Annotated in this window: 13 protein-coding genes; 2 read left to right on the top strand and 11 right to left on the bottom strand. The window is 73.9% G+C overall.

Annotated elements, in window-relative coordinates:
* Positions 1 to 87: 87 nt before the first annotated feature.
* The 6 genes from ABZX85_RS04190 to ABZX85_RS04165 form a co-directional block, all read right to left on the bottom strand.
* Positions 88 to 1,632, bottom strand: coding sequence for an RNA polymerase sigma factor (locus tag ABZX85_RS04190; RefSeq protein WP_355862420.1), 1,545 nt, complete (start codon positions 1,630 to 1,632; stop codon positions 88 to 90).
* A gap of 416 nt (positions 1,633 to 2,048) precedes the next feature.
* Positions 2,049 to 2,927, bottom strand: a complete 879-nt coding sequence (locus ABZX85_RS04185; protein WP_355862419.1) for an FCD domain-containing protein — start codon at positions 2,925 to 2,927, stop codon at positions 2,049 to 2,051.
* Between the two features lie 152 nt (positions 2,928 to 3,079).
* A complete protein-coding gene (locus ABZX85_RS04180; protein ID WP_355862418.1) occupies positions 3,080 to 4,915 on the bottom strand; it encodes an ABC transporter ATP-binding protein in 1,836 nt (611 codons plus the stop codon).
* A 157-nt stretch (positions 4,916 to 5,072) separates the two neighbouring features.
* Positions 5,073 to 5,831 (bottom strand): NUDIX hydrolase, encoded by a 759-nt coding sequence (locus ABZX85_RS04175; RefSeq protein ID WP_355862417.1) that lies wholly within the window; start codon positions 5,829 to 5,831, stop codon positions 5,073 to 5,075.
* A gap of 108 nt (positions 5,832 to 5,939) precedes the next feature.
* On the bottom strand, positions 5,940 to 8,030 hold the full coding sequence (locus ABZX85_RS04170) for a glycogen debranching N-terminal domain-containing protein (RefSeq protein ID WP_355862416.1): 2,091 nt from the start codon (positions 8,028 to 8,030) through the stop codon (positions 5,940 to 5,942).
* Between the two features lie 344 nt (positions 8,031 to 8,374).
* Positions 8,375 to 9,901 (bottom strand): DUF4192 domain-containing protein, encoded by a 1,527-nt coding sequence (locus ABZX85_RS04165; RefSeq protein ID WP_355862415.1) that lies wholly within the window; start codon positions 9,899 to 9,901, stop codon positions 8,375 to 8,377.
* A gap of 150 nt (positions 9,902 to 10,051) precedes the next feature.
* Here ABZX85_RS04165 and ABZX85_RS04160 point away from each other — a divergent pair, with 150 nt between their 5' ends.
* Together ABZX85_RS04160 and ABZX85_RS04155 are read left to right on the top strand one after the other, a co-directional pair.
* Positions 10,052 to 12,217 (top strand): RecQ family ATP-dependent DNA helicase, encoded by a 2,166-nt coding sequence (locus ABZX85_RS04160; protein ID WP_355862414.1) that lies wholly within the window; start codon positions 10,052 to 10,054, stop codon positions 12,215 to 12,217.
* Positions 12,218 to 12,503: 286 nt separating this feature from the next.
* The gene (locus ABZX85_RS04155; RefSeq protein WP_355862413.1) at positions 12,504 to 13,124 is read left to right on the top strand and encodes a hypothetical protein; all 621 of its coding nucleotides are present in this window, start codon (positions 12,504 to 12,506) and stop codon (positions 13,122 to 13,124) included.
* Positions 13,125 to 13,345: 221 nt separating this feature from the next.
* On the opposite strand, the gene ABZX85_RS04150 is transcribed toward ABZX85_RS04155, so the two are convergent.
* The 5 genes from ABZX85_RS04150 to ABZX85_RS04130 all read right to left on the bottom strand — a co-directional run bounded on the left by ABZX85_RS04150 (position 13,346) and on the right by ABZX85_RS04130 (position 17,465).
* Positions 13,346 to 13,942 carry a hypothetical protein gene (locus ABZX85_RS04150; protein WP_355862412.1) on the bottom strand — a complete coding sequence of 199 codons (597 nt, stop codon included), beginning with the start codon at positions 13,940 to 13,942 and terminating at the stop codon, positions 13,346 to 13,348.
* A 68-nt stretch (positions 13,943 to 14,010) separates the two neighbouring features.
* Positions 14,011 to 14,712, bottom strand: a complete 702-nt coding sequence (locus ABZX85_RS04145; RefSeq protein ID WP_355862411.1) for a ribonuclease HII — start codon at positions 14,710 to 14,712, stop codon at positions 14,011 to 14,013.
* 420 nt (positions 14,713 to 15,132) lie between these two features.
* Positions 15,133 to 16,074, bottom strand: a complete 942-nt coding sequence (locus ABZX85_RS04140) for an ADP-ribosylglycohydrolase family protein (RefSeq protein WP_355862410.1) — start codon at positions 16,072 to 16,074, stop codon at positions 15,133 to 15,135.
* A 10-nt stretch (positions 16,075 to 16,084) separates the two neighbouring features.
* On the bottom strand, positions 16,085 to 16,744 hold the full coding sequence (locus ABZX85_RS04135) for a histidine phosphatase family protein (RefSeq protein WP_355862409.1): 660 nt from the start codon (positions 16,742 to 16,744) through the stop codon (positions 16,085 to 16,087).
* A 115-nt stretch (positions 16,745 to 16,859) separates the two neighbouring features.
* A complete protein-coding gene (locus ABZX85_RS04130) occupies positions 16,860 to 17,465 on the bottom strand; it encodes a YdbC family protein (RefSeq protein WP_355862408.1) in 606 nt (201 codons plus the stop codon).
* Between the last annotated feature and the right edge of the window lie 98 nt (positions 17,466 to 17,563).

Genomic DNA, 17,563 nt, shown 5'->3' with positions numbered 1-17,563 from the left:
GCGCGAAGAACCGCACGCGCGCGTACGACGACGGGGGCCCGGTTCCCCTGGAAGGAACCGGGCCCCCGTCGTCGTACGAGGTGAGACCTAGTCGAGGTAGTCGCGCAGGACCTGCGAACGCGACGGGTGGCGCAGTTTGGACATGGTCTTGGACTCGATCTGGCGGATGCGCTCGCGGGTGACGCCGTAGACCTTGCCGATCTCGTCGAGGGTCTTCGGCTGACCGTCGGTGAGACCGAAACGCATGGAGACGACGCCCGCCTCGCGCTCGGACAGGGTGTCGAGGACGGAGTGGAGCTGCTCCTGGAGGAGCGTGAAGCTCACGGCGTCGGCCGGGACGACGGCCTCGGAGTCCTCGATGAGGTCACCGAACTCGCTGTCGCCGTCCTCACCCAGGGGGGTGTGCAGCGAGATGGGCTCACGGCCGTACTTCTGGACCTCGATGACCTTCTCCGGGGTCATGTCGAGTTCCTTGGCCAGCTCCTCCGGGGTGGGCTCGCGGCCCAGGTCCTGGAGCATCTGGCGCTGCACGCGCGCGAGCTTGTTGATGACCTCGACCATGTGCACCGGGATACGGATGGTGCGGGCCTGGTCGGCCATCGCGCGGGTGATCGCCTGACGAATCCACCAGGTGGCGTACGTGGAGAACTTGTAGCCCTTGGTGTAGTCGAACTTCTCGACCGCGCGGATCAGACCGAGGTTGCCCTCCTGGATGAGGTCCAGGAAGAGCATGCCGCGGCCGGTGTAGCGCTTGGCCAGCGAGACCACGAGGCGGAGGTTGGCCTCCAGCAGGTGGTTCTTGGCGCGGCGGCCGTCCTCGGCGATGATCTCCAGCTCGCGCTTGAGCTTGGGGGCCAGCTTGTCGGCGTTGGACAGCTTGTCCTCGGCGAACAGGCCCGCCTCGATGCGCTTGGCGAGCTCGACCTCCTGCTCGGCGTTGAGGAGGGGGACCTTGCCGATCTGCTTGAGGTAGTCCTTGACCGGGTCGGCGGTGGCGCCCGCGGCGGCGACCTGCTGGGCCGGCGCGTCGTCCTCGTCCTCGTCGGAGAGGACGAAGCCGGCGTTCTCGGTGCCCTCGGGCTCGTCGCCCGCCTTGCCGCCGGGTGCCTCTTCGAGGACCTCGTCCTCAAGGATCTCGGCGTCGTCCTTCTTGGCCGTGGTCTTCTTCGCGGCGGTCTTCTTGGCGGGGGCCGCCTTCTTCGCGACGGCCTTCTTGGCGGCGGGCGCGGCCTTCTTGGCGGCGGCCTTCCTGGCGGGCGACTCCTCGCCGTCACCGGCGGCGGGAGCGGCCGGAGCTGCGGTGGTGGCGGTGGCCTTCCTGGTGGTCACCGTCTTCGCCGCGACCGTCTTGGTGGCGGTGCGCTTGGCCGGACTCTTCGCTGCGACGCTCTTTCGGGTGCGCTTGGGCTCTGCGGCACTGACCATCAGCGTCACACCCTCTTCCTCAAGGATCTGATTGAGGCTGCGCAGTACGTTCTTCCACTGAGTGGCCGGAATCTGGTCAGCTTCGAAGGCCCGACGCACATCGTCGCCGGCGATCTGCCCCTCAGCCTTTCCCCGCTCAATGAGCGCCATGACAGAGACGGACTCGGCGATCTCCGGCGGGAGCGTACGGGATGTGCTGGCCGACACGAACAACCTCTCGGAACGTTGGAAAACGGCTTCCGGCCCCGTCCACAGCGGACAGGAGCCGACCACCGGCCTTGGGGATGGGCCGACGGGCGGGCGGGGGCCGGGAGAATGCACAGCGCCGTGAACGGCGTCCGTATTCCCTCCTCGGCTGTCACCTCTTAGGTCATCGCGCTGTTCCCACGAGCGTTACGCCCAATCTACGTGGCCCGAGTCACACCCCGTAAGCGCTCAAAAACGGTCAGACGCGGTCAGAGAAGTCGCCCCCTGTGATCGAAGCGCTCTTCTGCCGTGTCGCACCGTCGGACTCCGCAGGGCCCGCGAGGGGTCCTGGGGAGTCCGACCGGAGGGCGGGGCACCGGCACTGAGGGACGCCGGAGGAGGAAGAGCGTCCCGGCCGCACCGCCCGAGAGGCGCGGTCAGTGTTCGCGCGGCGCCGGGACCACGCGCTCCACCTCGGGGTGGACGGTCAGCAGCTGCCGCATCGCCGCCTCCGCGCCCGCGCCGTCGCCCGCGGCGAGCGCGTCGACCATGCGCGCGTGGTGCGCGAGGGACGTCTCGTTCGGCCGTTCGCAGCCGGTGGCCGGGCCGCCGGAGACCTGGAGGGCGGAGGAGACGATCCCGGAGAGGTGCTCCAGCATGCGGTTGCCGGCGACCTGGATGAGCAGGGTGTGGAACTCGGCGTCCGCGCGGGAGTACGTCAGGGCGTCGCCCTGCGCCATCGCGTGCCCCATGATCTCGACCATGTCGGACATCCGCTGCTGGACGTCCTCCCGGCCGTGCCCGGCGGCCAGGCGGGCGGCGAGCGGTTCGATGGTCCAGCGCAGCTCGGTCAGCTCACGGCGCTGGTCGTCGCGCTGCGGGCCGAAGGCGCGCCATTCGATGATGTCGGGGTCGAGCAGGTTCCAGTCGCTGACGGGGCGCACGCGCGTGCCGACGTTCGGCCGGGCGCTGACCAGGCCCTTGGCCTCCAGGACGCGCAGCGACTCGCGGACGACGGTGCGGGAGACCTCGAAGCGCTGGCCGATCTCCTCGGGCACCAGGGGGCGGTCGGCGCCGAGGTCGCCGGAGACGATCATCTGGCCGAGCTGCTGGACGAGTTGGCCGTGCAGCCCGCGCCCGCGGCTGCCCGTGGCGCGGCGGCCCACGCGGCCGAGGTCGGGGTCGACGCCGTCCCAGATGGGCGAGCGGTCGGCGGGGGTCTCGGCGTAGGGGTAACGGTCGAGTTCGCCCGGGGCGGCCAGACCGGAGTCGGCGGAGCGGGCGGCGGTCATCATGGTGTGCGCAAGGGTACTCACGGATCTTTTGTCGGCGCCGTCCCCAACTCCCTTGAGGGCTTTGGTGAAAAGCACACGAAAGGGTGATCGCTCACCCCGTCGGAATTGACGCCTTATCGGAAAGAAATGGGCTTTCTGAGGGGAGTTGTGCGCACAGCGCGCGTGGACGCCCGTCATCGGACCCTGCCGCGCAGGGTGGTGAGCAGATACGCGCACAGCAGGGTGGTGAGCGACAACGCGAGTGCACCGCCCACGGGTTGGGCCACCACGCGCGCGGCGGCGTCGAGGTAGCGCTCGCCCCCGAAGGGCCAGCGCAGCAGGAACATGTCGCGTGCCCGCGCGGGCATTCCGGCCGCCACGCGCACGGACGCGCCCGCCGACAGCCGGTGCAGGAGCGGGACGACGGCGACCGGTACGGCGAGCACGGCGGCGAGCCCCGCCGTCGTGGACCGGAACACGCCGGCCGCCAGCACCCCGGCCCAGGCGCAGCCGACCACGAGGCCGGTCCAACTCGCACCGAGGGAGAGCCAGTCCGCGGGAACTTCCGCGAGCTCCCGTCCGTAGACGAGGTAGAGCGCCTCGGCGTCGCAGCCCACAGTGAGGACGGCCAGCAGCAGCGCGGTGAGTGCGGCGACGAGGAGTTTCGCGGCCAGCAGCCCCAGCCGCCGGGGGACGGTTCCGCGGTCGGCGGCCAGCGCGGGGTGGCGGAACTCGTCCCCGAAGGCCAGCGCCCCCAGCAGCCCCGCCCCGAGGGCGGCCGGAGGCAGCGGCGACTGCACGGGCCAGGCCGCGAACAGCCGCGCCTGCGGGGTGTGTCCGAGCCGCGCCAGCAGCAGCGCGGTGACCACGGAGACGACGAGCGTCCCCGCGCAGACGGCGAATCCGGTGCTGATCCCGGCGGCCCGGCGCAGTTCGTAACGCAGAGGGCGCAGCGGGGTGGGGGCGGGGCGGACGGCGATGGACGGCGGGAGCGGCGAGGTCCCGAGCTTCCCCAGCGGGGGCGGCGAAGTCCCGAGTTCCCCCAGCGGGGAACGCCCCTTCCCGGCAGCGGTCTTCGCCTCTTCCGACGCCTCCGGTGATACGCCGCCGTCGGCGCCGTCACCGCCCCCCTCCCCGGCGTCCGCGTGCGCCCCGGGCCCCATGTCGCCCACCTCGTCGGCGAGTTGGTGGACGAGGATGCCGTTGCGGAAGGCGACGTCTCCGATGTCGGCGCACGTACTGCCGTACACGGAGAGGTGGTTGCCGTCCTCCTGGACGACCTCCACGGAGCGCCGGGTCGTCCGGGCGTCCCGGGAGAGTTCGGCGGCGAGGCGGGCGGCGTGGGGGGTGCGGACGGCGACGCGGGGGCGCAGCCGGGTGCGGGCGAAGTCGGGCGCGTCCTGGTCGGCGACGACGCGGCCCCGGTCCAGGGTGACGACGCGGTCGGCGGTGCGGGCGGCCTCTTTGGGGTCGGCCATGGTCAGCAGAACGGTTCCGCCGTGCCGGGCGTGGGCCGTGAGCATGTCGTACAGCCAGCGGCTCTCGCGGGCGGAGAGGCCCTCGGCGGGGTCGTCGAGGACGAGGGTGTGCGGGTCGGCGAGGAGAGCGCAGGCGAGGCCGAGGCGGCGGTCCATGCCCCGGGAGAGGGCGCCGAGGCGCTCCTCGCGCAGGCTCACGAGGCCGACGGCTTCGAGGACCTCCTCGGCGCGTGCGGCCGGGACGCCCGACGCCGCGCACAGCATCCGCAGGTGGCCGCGGACCGTGCGGCCCGGGTGCCCCGGGACATCGCCGAGGAGCACGCCGACCTCCCGCGCGGGGTGGGCGATGCGGTGCAGCGGGCGGCCCCTGAAGTACGTGACGCCACGGCCCCGTTGGAGTTCGAGCAGGAGTCTCAGCGTCGTGCTTCTGCCCGCTCCCGGCGCCCCGAGCAGCGCCGTGACATGACCGACGCGCGCCTCGAAGGAGACGTCGTCGACGGCGGGAGGGAGATCCTTGCGGGGGATGCTGGTCAGTCCGAATGCCTGGATCACCCGCAGCAAGATAGCGCCCCGTTTGCGGTTTTTGAGACATCGCACGGCCGACCGCCGAACCGGGGTCCCGGAACCTGCGGGGGCGGCGCCCGGCACCAGGCACGGACCGCTCGCGGAAGTCCGCGGAACCCGTCCCGAACAGCCGTCCGCCCCGGGCTCACACCTCCGGACGCAGCATCGGCGGGTTGAGGAGCGTCGCGCCGCCCGCGCGGAAGAGCTGGGCGGGCCGGCCGCCCTGGCGGGTGGTGGTGCCGCCGGTGGGGACGAGGAAGCCCGGGGTGCCGGTGACCTTGCGGTGGAAGTTGCGTGGGTCGAGCGCGACGCCCCACACCGCCTCGTAGACCCGGCGCAGCTCGCCGACGGTGAACTCGGTGGGGCAGAACGCGGTGGCCAGGGAGGAGTACTCGATCTTGGAGCGGGCCCGTTCGACGCCGTCGGAGAGGATCTGGGCGTGGTCGAAGGCGAGCGGTGCGACGGGGTCGCCGTCCCTGCCGTAGCCGCCCTGTTGCAGGAGTTCCTCGACGGGCGCCCAGCGCGCGTTGCTGGCGTCGCCGCCCGCGCGGGGTGCGGGCAGGTCGGGGGCGAGCGCGAGGTGGGCGACGCTGACGACGCGCATCCGGGGGTCGCGCCCGGGGTCGCCGTAGGTGGCGAGCTGTTCCAGGTGGGCGCCGTTGTCCTGGGCGGGGGCCGCGGGGTCGTGGGCGTGCAGCCCGGTCTCCTCGACGAGTTCGCGGGCCGCCGCCTGGGAGAGGTCCTCGTCGGCCCGTACGAAGCCGCCGGGCAGCGCCCATCTCGCCTGGAACGGCGGCTCGCCCCGGCGGACCGCCAGCGCGCACAGGGCGTGGCGCCGCACGGTCAGCACGACCAGGTCCACGGTGACGGCGAAGGGCGGGAAGGCTGACGGGTCGTAGGGCATGCGGCGATCTTAGGCGTCTCCCTGACGATAAACACTCCCTTCACCGACCGGGGAGAAGGCTGATCCACTCCGGTCGGACCTCGTCGTCGTCCGTGCACGGCCGGTCGCTCACACCCCCAGCTGAAGCCCGTCGCCGGCCTCCTCGACCATGGCGAGGCCGAGTCTGCTGACGCGCACGGAGAACGGCTCGCCCGCGACGCGCAGCCCGCTGAGGCCGATCTCCCCTAGGGGCGCGCTGTGGACGGGGCGCAGGGTGACCGTGCGGGCCGGGGCGTCGGGGCGGATGCCGACCAGGGTGGTCAGCAGCAGGACCCCGGCGGCGGCAGCGGTGGCGGCGGGGCGGCAGGCGGCCGGATGGGGCACGGGAGCGCTCCCGTCGGCGCGCTGCTCGCCCGCGTACATCTCGGGCAGCCGGTACCCGAACGCCTCGGCAGCACTGAGGACGCCCTTCAGCAGCGAGCCGGCCTCCTTCTCGTACCCGGCGGCGGCGAGGCCCGCCACGGCGAGCGCGCTCTCGTGGACCCGGACGGCGCCGCCGCGGTGGCCGAAGGGGTTGTACCCGGGCTCCTTCGTGCCGAGGCCGCGCAGCCCCCAGCCGGAGTCCAGCGCCGGGCCGCCGAGCAGCCGGGCGAGGTGCTCGGTCTGCACCCGGTCGAGGAGGCCGGTGGCGAGTTCGCCGCCGCCGAGCAGCCCTGTGTCCAGCAGGTGTACGGCGCTCGCGCCGAGGTGCGTGACGGGGCGCCGGTTCGGCAGCCGGGCGGCCGTCGGCCGGCCACCGCCGAGGTCGTCGGTCCAGAACTCCTCGCGGAACGCCGCCCGCAGTCCGCGCGCCCACTCCCGGAGCGGCTCGGCGCCGGGCCTGCCGCAGGCGTCGAGGAGGTCGGCGCCGAGGAGGGCCGCGCGGTGGGCGTGTGCCTGGGTCTCGCAGCGGACGGGGCCGTCGGGCTGCGGGTCGGGCAGGTAGGTGCCCGACCCGGCCGTGGTCCGCAGCCAGGTCAGACAGCGTTCCGCGGCGGGCAGCAGCTCAGCGGTCTCCGCCTCGGGCAGGCCCCAGCGGCGGGCCTCCGCGAGGAGCACGGGGAACAGGAGCGTGGCCTCGGTGCCCGTGCACGCGGGCGGCAGGTGGGCGCCCGCGTCCCGTCGGGGGCCGGGGAGGAGGCCGTCCGCGCGCTGGGTGCGGGCGAGGGTGCGCAGGGTGCCGGCCGCGAGCCCGGTGCCGAGGGGCAGTGTCATCCGGGCGGCGGCCAGGGCGTCGGCCGGGGCGAGTCCGCAGCGCCAGGGGGCGCCGGCCGCGAGGTGGGTGTCGGTGGGGTGTGCCGGGTCGCGGACCAGGAGTGCCTGGAGGTCCTCGACGCCGGCCGCGAGCAGCGGTCCCACGCGCGGGTCGTCGCCCCGGGCGCGGGCGGGCGCCAGCGGGTTCGTCGCCGACCGGCCCACGGCCCGCATCGGTCCGCTCCCGTCCAGCCTGACCCTGAGCTCCAGCACCGCGCTGCCGCCCGGCGGGAGGTCGAGGTCCCAGCGCAACAGTCCGGCGGAGGCCAGCGCGTCGGAGGGGGGCGGGTCCGCCGTGACCGTGGAGGCGCCCGGCGGGCCGGACCAGCGCAGGCCCGAGTCGTGGACGCTGGCGGGCAGTTCGGGCGCGGTCACGCCGGCCGCGATCGCGCCCAGGTCCGCCAGGTCCGTCCCGAGGGACACCTCGACCGGGAGGCGCAGCGGGCGCGGGGCGGAGCTGTGCAGGGTGATCCGCTCGGTGCCGTCGGCGCCGCGGGTGCGCTCGACGACGACGTCCGGATCGGGGCCGCCCTGGGGCGAGACGCGCAGGGTGCCGACGAAGCGGGCCTCGTCGGCGGCCGTCATCCTGGCCTGCACCACGAGCGGTTCCCGGCCCGCCACGCGCACCTGGCAGCGGGACAGCAGGCGCCGGCCCGCCCGGTAGAACCCCTCCAGGCCGCGCCCGGTGAGCTGCCCCTCCCGGGTGGAGATCGCGAGCCCGGGGAGGGCGACGCAGATCAGGGCGGTGTGGACGGGCGGGAGCCCCTCGGGGCGGGGTGCCGGGCGCCGCCCCTGGTCGGGCAGCGGGGGCCGCGCCCCGCCGCCGGCCGGGCCCCGGGGCGTCCGCCCCAGGAGCCGCTCGGGGAGCTCGTCCCGGTCCCACGACGGGGGCCCGCCGGGGGCGGAGGGCGGAGTCGGTTGATGCATGCGGTGACTTCTTCTGCTCTCTGTGCGCCACGGGCGAGTGCGGCGCCGGGGAGGCACCCCGACGGCACTGGGGCGGTACGGCGACGCGGGCCGCGCGGTTGTTCCGCCACTCAGGTGAACGGGGCGGACCTCCCCCGGGTCACGCCCGCAGCCGCAAGGCCACTCCGAATGGCGGTGCGTACGACGGCGTCCGAACGGCCGGAGCCGGACGCCGTCCTCCCGGCGGCCACCGAACAGCCGCCGCCACGCCCCGCGCGCCCGACGCCCGCCGGAGAAGCCCCGCCGCCCCGTTCCGGCGCCCCACCGCCCGGCCGGCACGGCCGCCTCGGCCGACCCCCACGCCCTCACTCCGTCCCCGCCGTCTCCTCCCCGCCGGAGCTCACCTCCTCCTCGGGAGCACTCCGCTGCCGTACGACCCGCTGTCCCGGGGTCCGCGTGCGCGGGCCCTTCGTCGCCGGACGGGTACGGGCCGGCCGCCGCCCGCCCGCTCCCGCCTCGGCCGGCACGCCGCCCCTGGAGCGAGCCCGGCGCCGGGGAGCGGGTGCGGCCTCCCCGGCATCCGGCACCGCCCCGGAGTCCGGCACCACCTCGGCGTCCGTCACTGCCCCAGCCTCCACGGCCTTCTCCAGGGTCACCCCTGCCTCCACGGCCTCCTCCGGCGTCACCTCGGCACCCTCCGTGGCACCGGCCTCCTCGGGCTGCCGCCCCTGCCGCTCCGACCGCAGGCACCGCCGGATCGACTCGGGGTCGAGCCCCTCGTTGCACGCCTGGTGCAGGAGCGCCGCGAAGAGGTAGTCGGGGTCGGCGCCGAGCGCCATGGCGAGCGCCTCGCGCGCTTCGAGTTCGTCGCCGAGGGACCAGGCGACCCAGCCGGCCAGGGCGAGGGGCGCGGCGGCGTACTCGCTGTAGGAGAGGACGCAGCGGCGGGCCAGGGCTCGCCACAGGCGCAGGGCGGGGAGGGCCTCCTCGCCCTCCATCCACTCGGCGGCGCGGTCGCGGGTCGTGCGGTCCTGGAGGCCGAAGATCAGCCGGGCCGCCTCCTCCTCGCCGAGCAGTGCGTCGTCCCGGCGGTCGGAGAGGAGCGGGCCGCCTGCCACGGGGGCCGCGGCGAGGCGCCGTACGAGCCGTTCGACCAGGGCCATCGTCTCCTCGGCGACCTGAGCGCTCTCGCCGTCGAGGATGCGGGGGACGATCTCCTCCGCGATCCGGTCCAGGGTCTCCTCCTGCTCCCGGACGCCTCCGGTCTCCCAGGGGAGCATGCGGACCCGGAAGTCCCGCAGGGTGCCGCGGACCTGGAGTCCGGCGTAGGTCGCGGCGGCGGCGAGGACGGACGTCCCGGGGAGGGCCATCGGGACGCCCTCCTCCGGGCAGCAGCCGTCGCCCCGGCAGCAGTACGACCAGAAACGGCCGCCGGAGACGCAGAGCGCCTCGATGACGGGGATGTCGAGGCGCCCGCACGCCTTGCGCAGGTGCTGGGCGAGGGGCCGCAGCCGTTCCATGACCTCGCGGGCGGTCTCGCCGGGTCCCGGTTCCCGGCAGAGGTAGGCGACCATCTGCTCGGGCCGCATCCCCCGGCGTTCCGCGCCCTTCACCAGTCCCTTGGCGAAGATGCCGGCCACCTCCTTCCACCTGCCGGGGTCCGCGGGGATGCCGAGTCCGCCGCGTGGGCCGAAGCGGCTTTGGCCGTCCTGTTCGCGCAGGGAGACGAGGACCATGCTGTCCTCGGGGCGGTAGCCGAGGAGGTAGGGCACGGCGTCCGCGAGTTCGGCGGGGGTCTTGAGGGTGAGTCCGTGGGTCTCGACGTCGTACGGCACGACGCTGTCGTATGTGCCGTTGTCGAAGGGTTCAGGCGTTTCGCTGTGATTCGTCATGCGGTGACGATCTCGCGAATCGCGACTTCCCGCTGGGCCTGTGGATAACTCCGGGCAGGGACACGTCACTTCGGAAGGAAGACCCCCTCGGTCCGGCCCCGCTCCCGGCCTCCCGCCCGCATTGTCAGTCCCGTCCTGTTGTATGGACGCATGCAGCACACCAGCAACGCGGATCTCCGGGCCGAGGCCGACTCGGTCCTCGCCCGGCTCGTCGGGGACCCCAGCGGCCGGGCCCGGCTGAGGGAGGACCAGTGGCGGGCGGTCGAGGCCCTGGTCGCCGAAGGCAGACGGGCGCTGGTCGTGCAGCGGACCGGATGGGGCAAGTCCGCGGTGTACTTCGTGGCGACCGCCCTGCTGCGGACGCGCGGCGCGGGCCCGACGGTGATCGTGTCCCCGCTGCTCGCGCTGATGCGCAACCAGGTCGACGCGGCGGCGCGCGCGGGCGTGCGGGCGCGGACGATCAACTCGGCCAACACGGAGGAGTGGGGCTCGGTCCAGGAGGAGATCGCGGAGGGCGTCGTGGACGTCCTGCTGATCAGCCCCGAGCGCCTCAACCACCCGGACTTCCGCGACCGCGTCCTGCCCTCCCTCGCCGCCGCGACGGGCCTGCTCGTGGTCGACGAGGCGCACTGCATCTCCGACTGGGGCCACGACTTCCGCCCCGACTACCGCCGGCTGCGCACGATGCTGGCGGACCTCCCCGCGGGCGTACCCGTCCTGGCGACGACGGCGACGGCCAACGCGCGCGTGACGGCCGACGTCGCCGAGCAACTCGGTACGGGCGCCGCGTCGGACGCCCTGGTGCTGCGCGGCCCGCTGAACCGGGAGAGCCTGAGCCTGAACGTGCTGCGGCTGCCGGACGCCGCGCACCGCCTGGCCTGGCTCGCCGACCATCTGGACGACCTGCCGGGCTCGGGCATCGTCTACACGCTGACGGTGGCCGCCGCCGAGGAGGTCACCGCGTTCCTCCGGCAGCGCGGGTACGCGGTCGCGTCGTACACGGGCCGCACGGAGAACGCGGAGCGGCAGCAGGCCGAGGAGGACCTGCTCGGCAACAAGGTCAAGGCGCTGATCGCGACGTCCGCCCTGGGCATGGGGTTCGACAAGCCGGACCTCGGCTTCGTCGTCCACCTGGGCTCGCCCTCCTCCCCCATCGCCTACTACCAGCAGGTGGGCCGCGCGGGCCGTGGCGTCGACCACGCGGAGGTGCTGCTGCTGCCGGGCCGGGAGGACGAGGCGATCTGGGAGTACTTCGCCTCCCTGGCGTTCCCCGCCGAGGAGCTGGTGCGCCGCACGCTCGACGTCCTCGCGCGCGCGCAGGGGCCGGTGTCGCTGCCCGCCCTGGAGCCCCTGGTGGAGCTGCGCCGCTCTCGCCTGGAGAGCATGCTCAAGGTCCTGGACGTGGACGGCGCGGTCCGGCGCGTGAAGGGCGGCTGGACGGCGACGGGACAGCCGTGGTCGTACGACACGGACCGCTACGCGTGGGTGGCGCGCCAGCGCGAGGCGGAGCAGCGGGCGATGCGCGAGTACGGCGCGGCGACGGGCTGCCGGATGGAGTTCCTGCAACGGCAGCTGGACGACGAGACTGCGGTGCCCTGCGGCCGGTGCGACAACTGCGCGGGCGCGCGCTTCACGGCCGACGCGTCGAGCGCCGCGCTGGACGCCGCGCGCGTGGACCTGGACCGGGCGGGCGTCGAGGTGGAGCCCCGCCGGATGTGGCCGACGGGGCTCGCGGCGGTCGGCATGGACCTCAAGGGCCGTATCCCGGCCGGTGAGCAGGCGGCGGCCGGGCGGGCGCTCGGACGGCTGTCGGACATCGGCTGGGGCAACCGGCTGCGGCCCCTGCTCGCGCCGCAGGCGCCGGACGGGCCGGTGCCCGAGGACGTGGCGCGGGCCGTGGTGGGAGTGCTGGCCGACTGGGCGAAGGGGCCCGGCGGTTGGGCCTCCGGAGCGGCGGACGCGCCCGCACGCCCGGTGGGCGTGGTGACGGTCCCTTCGCGTACGCGCGTGTCGCTGATCGGTTCACTGGGCGCGCACATCGCGGAGGTCGGCCGACTGCCGCTGCTGGGCGGTCTGGAGTACGCGGAGGGCTCCTCCCGGGTCGCCCGCAGCAACAGCGCGCAGCGGCTGAAGGCGCTCGACGGGGCGCTGCTCGTGCCGCCCGCGCTGGCCGCCGCGCTGGACGGGGCGCAGGGTCCGGTCCTCCTGGTGGACGATCTGAGCGAGACCGGCTGGACGCTCGCGGTCGCCGCGCGGATGCTGCGCAGGGCGGGCGCCCGGGGGGTGATGCCGCTGGTCCTGGCGCTCCAGGGTTGAGCGCACGCCTGAGGAGGCAGACACCAGGAGGTACAGGATCGCACCGGCGCGTCACCCGTCCCGCCCCTGCTGTCACGGCGCAGAATCCAGGGTAGTGATATAAGCCATGTAACGGCACATAACCGTCGGTGATCCCAATTGCTCGTTGCCGCATCTCCGTTCGACAGCAAGAATTGAGGTCCGCTCCCCGTAACGGTCCGCCCGAGGTCAGGCAGGGCTCTGTTTGCGGTGCGTGCCCCCCGAATTCGCCCCGCCCGCTGTGTGGGCCGTAGCCGAAGGGAGGATCGTGACCTTCGGATTCGCGCCGTCCTCGGCGGCATCGCTCTCGACGTCCGCGTCCGCCGCTTCCGCCAGCCGCTTGCTCGAACCCGCGGAATGGGCCGCGGCGGGGATTCCGCTGCTGCGCAACCCGCGCGAGGTCGTGAGCGGACTGCACGCGCGACACAGGCCGAGACCGTCCACCGCCGTCGTCGCCGTGCTCGACCCGGACGAACGGCTGCGGGCCAGCGCCTCGTTCGTGCGCCGTCCGGCGCCGGCCGACGGCTGGATGTTCCGCAACACGCTGCTCGCCCAGCTGCGCCGGGTCATCCCGCACGACCTGCGGCGGCGGACCCCGGTGCGGACGGCGGTGCTGCTCTACTGCCGGGACGGCGACGCGCGCTGGACCGAGGAGGACGGCGCGTGGATGTGGGGTCTGAGGGACGCGTGCACACTGCACGGGCTGCGCTGCGGGGCGTACATCACGCTCACGCGGGACGGCTGGCAGGTGCTGGGCGAGGGCCGGGGCGGCCGTAGCCCCAACTCCGAGTCCCTGCCGGAACCTTTCGGCCTCTCCGAGGTCCCGCCCCCGCTCCCCCGCACCGGCGGCGCCGTCTCGGACGTCCTGAGGCGCGCGGCGGCCCGCTGAGCGCCCGCCGGGGACGGCACGAAGAACGGGCCGCGGTGCGTCGTACGACAGACCGCGGCCCTTCGGGAACCGGCCCGGCCTCTCACGCGTTCACGGTGTACGAAGCCCTGGCGCGGTGGACGGCGCCCTTCGATCCGTACCCCGTCGGGGCATGGCGAAGGACGCGTGCGCCGAAACCCCCGTTCGTGCGCACGCGTGGGGCAGGCCCTCGCCGGGGTCGGTCAGACCCCGGCGGCGAGTACCGCGTTGACGCGCTGCGAGTCTCCGCAGACGATCAGCAGGGCGCTCGCCTTGGTACGGGCCAGCGGCAGGACGGCGGCGACGGCGTCGTCCGGACCGCCGTTGACGGCGACCACGACGACGGGGCGCTGGGCGGCGCGGCTCGCGAGGGCGGCGTCCGTGCAGAAGACGTCGTCACGCGCGTCGTGCTGGGCCCAGTAGGAAGCCTCGCCGAAGGACAGTTCGTGGGCGGACCAGGGGTGTTGGGCGCCGGTGGTGATCACCAGCACCTCGCCGGGGGCACGGCCCGACTCCAGCAGCATGTCCACGGCCTCGTCGGCGGCGTCGAGAGCGCCGTCCGCCGAAGCCGGGATCACCTGGATCTGGACCGCCGCCGGGGCGGCAGGGGCCGTGTCGCGCGGGGTGCGCTGCGCCGGAGCCGTCGGCCGCAGGGGGCCGGGGCGACCGGGACGCGGCGGGGCCGCGGGACGGGGGCCGGGTACGGGACGAGGGGTCTGCGCGCTGCGGCCGCCGGCCGGAGTGACGCGGGGACCCTGGGCACTCTCGTGAATCTGAGGCTCCTCGGGAATGAGAGGCATGAGCTGATTTTTATCAAACGTTGGTGCGACTCGCGCCAGGGGGTGGCACATCGGTACGAGCGGGGACGTCAGAAGTCGAAGCCGAGCTGGCCCTCGACCCCCGGTGCGCTTGTCTCCGCCCAGCTGCGGGCCTTCTTCAGGTGCCGCCACTGGGGCAGCCCGTCGAGGTAGGCCCACGAGAGCCGGTGGTACGGGGTGGGCCCCCGCTCCTCCAGTGCGGCCTTGTGCACGGGTGAGGGATACCCGGCGTTGTCCGCGAAACCGAAGTCTGCATGCTCGGCACCCAGTTCGGCCATCATTTTGTCGCGCTGGACCTTGGCGATCACCGAGGCCGCCGCGACCGCCACGCACGACTGGTCGCCCTTGATGACGGTACGGACCCGCCAGGGCGTGCCGAGGTAGTCGTGCTTGCCGTCGAGGATGACGGCGTCGGGGCGGACCGGGAGGGCCTCCAGGGCACGGACCGCGGCGAGTCGCAGGGCCGCGGTCATGCCCTTCTCGTCGATCTCCTCGGGCGACGCGTGGCCCAGGGCGTACGACGTCACCCACCCTTCGAGTTCCGCAGCGAGCGTGGTGCGGCGCTTGAGGGTGAGGAGCTTGGAGTCGGTGAGGCCCTCGGGGGGCCGACGCAGTCCGGTGACCGCCGCGCAGACGGTGACGGGACCGGCCCAGGCTCCCCGGCCCACTTCGTCGACACCGGCGATGACCTTCGCGCCGGTCGTCGCGCGAAGGGAGCGCTCGACGGTGTGAGTGGGTGGTTCGTACGGCATGGCGGTCCTAGCCTACGCCGCCGGGATCGATGCCCGGCACCCCGGCCCGGCCCGGCGGTGGCCCGGCGCGTGCCGTTCGCGGATGCATCGGAACGGGCCTCGCGGGAACCGGGGTTCGCCGCCTCCCGCCTCGCCTGTCTCGCACCGGCGAGAAGCGGGCGGCGGAAGCCGTTCCGGTCGTCCGTGGTCGCACACGTGAAGTGAACGGCAACGAGAAACCGGCCTCACGCGTCGCGGTGCACGGCGACGGGCGGCCTCTCCCCGAACCCGGGGCGGCCGGCATCCGGCTGCCCTCAGGAACCCGCCGACGACCGCGGTGAACAGCACGACCGGCCCGCCTCACGAACCCGGCGACGGCTACGGCGAAGGGCATGGCCCGTCTGCCTCACAACCCCGGCGAAACGGCACGGCCCGCCCGCCTCACAACCCCGGCGACAACCACTCCGGAAACGCCTCCGTGCGCCGCACCCACTCCCGAGGCGGCGCCCCCGCGCTCCCCGCCCCGACCACACCGCCCACGATCGCGCAGGTCGTGTCCACGTCCCCACCGGCCTGGGCGGTCGTCCAGAACGCCGACTCGAAGTCCCCGAGGGCACGGGCGGCCGACCAGAGGGCGAACGGGACGGTGTCGTGCGCGGTGGTGCGGCGCCCGCAGCCGAGGACGGCGGCGACGGTGCCGGCGTCGGAGTAGTCGAGCATGTCGCGGGCGCGCCGCAGCCCGGCGGAGACGGCGCTCCTCGGGACGAGCGCGAGGACGCCGTCGAGGAGGGCCTCCGGGGCGGGCGGGCCGTCGGCGGACCCGGCGAGGGCGGCGGCAGCGGCGACGGCCATGGCACCGGCGACGGCCTCGCGGTGCTGGTGGGTGGGGTAGGCGGAGATCTCGGCCTGGTGGGTCGCCTGCTCGGGGTCGTCGGCGTACCAGGCGCCGAGCGGGGCGATGCGCATGGCCGCGCCGTTGCCCCAGGAGCCCTGGCCGCCGAAGAGCGCGGCGGCCAGCTCGCGCCAGTCGCCGCCCTCGCGGACGAGGCGCAGGAGCCGGTTGACGGCGGGCCCGTACCCGCGGTCGAAGTCGTGGTGCACGGCGAAGGAGCGGGCCAGGGCGTCCTGGTCGACGCGGTGGTGGGCGGCGAGGACTGCGACGACCGAGCAGGCCATCTCCGTGTCGTCGGTCCACTGCCAGTCGCCGGGCGGCAGCTCGCGGCGGGCCAGGAGGGGGTAGTTCTCCGGGACGAAGAACTGGGAGCCGAGGGCGTCTCCCACGGACAGCCCTCGCAGGCTGCCGAGGGCGCGCGCCAGGCGCTCGCCGGTCGAGGAGGTCGGAGGGACAGAAGGGTCGGAGGGGACGGAAGGGGCGGGAGTCATCGCCGTCACCCTATCCGGTGACGCCGTACGGCTCCGGGTCCCGCCAGCGGTCGAACGGCCGGTCGAGGGAGTACCTGCCGTCTTCTCCTAGAACGAGCATCCGCAGCTCCGCGTTCCCGGGATTCGCCAGGGACTCGAAGTCGGCGACGGTCCAGTGGAACCAGCGCATGCAGAACAGCCGCATCGCGAGGCCGTGGGTGACGATCAGGACGTTGGGCGGGTGGTCGGGGTCCTCGAAGCTGCGGAACAGGCTCTCCAGGAAGCCGCCGACCCGGTCGTACACGTCGGCGCCGCTCTCCCCCTGGGCGAAGCGGTAGAAGAAGTGGCCGTACGCGTCGCGGTACGCCTTCTGGAGGCGGACGTCGTCGCGGTCCTGCCAGTTGCCCCAGTCCTGTTCGCGCAGCCGGGGCTCCTCGCGCACGCGTATGCGCGCCGGGTCGAGCTCGAAGGCGTTCAGGGTCTCGTGGGTGCGCCGGTACGGGGAGACGTACACGCTGACCTGTTCGTCGCCGAAGATCTCCCGGACGGTTCTCCCGGTCTCCTCCGCCTGCCGCCGGCCCTTGTCGGTGAGGGCCAGCGCGTGGTCGGGTTCGCGTTCGTAGACGGTGTCATCAACATTGCCCGTTGACTCCCCGTGCCGGACAAGGACGATGCGCCGTGGTCGTGCCATGCCGAAACCCTAGATCGAGTCACGCCGTTTCGAGCACCCGTACGGGCCCCATACGGCGTAGGTCACACGGAAACGCGCATCGGAGGTCGCACCCGTACATGCCCGGAGGCGGTCCTCAGACCGTCCAGGCGGACTCCATCTCGACGATGTCGCCGGTGAGGGCGGCGATGTCGGCCTCGGTCTGGGCGCGCAGGGCGAGCCGTTCGATGCGTTCCGTGCGGTACTTGCCGTGCTCGGCCTCGGAGCGCCACATCGAAAGGACCATGAACTCGTTGCCGGGTGCCTCGGCGAACAGGCCCCGGATCATGCCGGGCGAGCCGGCCATGGCGGGGTTCCAGACCTTCTCCTGCATCAGCGTGAAGTGCTCGGCGCGCTCCTCGTGGACCCGGGAGAGGGCGACGCGCAGCAGGTCGGCGTCGGTGAAGCGGGGTTCGAAGCCGGTCTTGACGTCGAAGCGGTAGTCGAACAGCCGGACCTGGGCGTCACGGAAGGTGCCCGCCTGGGAGGCCGCCAGCCGGTCGTGGGAGCGGGCCATGAACGAGTCGTAGAAGGCACGGCTCTCCCAGAACGCGAAGACGTGCGCGACCGCAGGACGGCTCCTGCTCCAGCCGCCGCCCTGTCCACGAAATCCCGGCTCCCCCAGAAGCCCCGCCCACTTCCGCTGTCCCCGTTCGAAACCTCGGCGGTCCACCACGGTGCAGCGAATCCACTTGACCAGCACCGCGCCATGGTAAGGCCCCGGAGCGTGGCGCCGGTCACCCTCAGCCCGACGTTCCCGGGCCCGCGCATGGCAGGATGGACAACCGGCCCTGATGACCG

This window comes from Streptomyces sp. NPDC004539 (assembly GCF_040610055.1).
Taxonomy (GTDB): Bacteria; Actinomycetota; Actinomycetes; order Streptomycetales; family Streptomycetaceae; genus Streptomyces.
This window is presented reverse-complemented; position numbering and strand designations above follow the sequence as displayed.

Coding starts and splice junctions, on each gene's coding strand:
- ABZX85_RS04145 (WP_355862411.1), bottom strand. CDS start 14,712: ATGCCGTACGAACCACCCACTCACACCGTCGAGCGCTCCCTTCGCGCG.
- ABZX85_RS04160 (WP_355862414.1), top strand. CDS start 10,052: ATGCAGCACACCAGCAACGCGGATCTCCGGGCCGAGGCCGACTCGGTC.
- ABZX85_RS04135 (WP_355862409.1), bottom strand. CDS start 16,744: ATGGCACGACCACGGCGCATCGTCCTTGTCCGGCACGGGGAGTCAACG.
- ABZX85_RS04150 (WP_355862412.1), bottom strand. CDS start 13,942: ATGCCTCTCATTCCCGAGGAGCCTCAGATTCACGAGAGTGCCCAGGGT.
- ABZX85_RS04175 (WP_355862417.1), bottom strand. CDS start 5,831: ATGCCCTACGACCCGTCAGCCTTCCCGCCCTTCGCCGTCACCGTGGAC.
- ABZX85_RS04140 (WP_355862410.1), bottom strand. CDS start 16,074: ATGACTCCCGCCCCTTCCGTCCCCTCCGACCCTTCTGTCCCTCCGACC.
- ABZX85_RS04170 (WP_355862416.1), bottom strand. CDS start 8,030: ATGCATCAACCGACTCCGCCCTCCGCCCCCGGCGGGCCCCCGTCGTGG.
- ABZX85_RS04165 (WP_355862415.1), bottom strand. CDS start 9,901: ATGACGAATCACAGCGAAACGCCTGAACCCTTCGACAACGGCACATAC.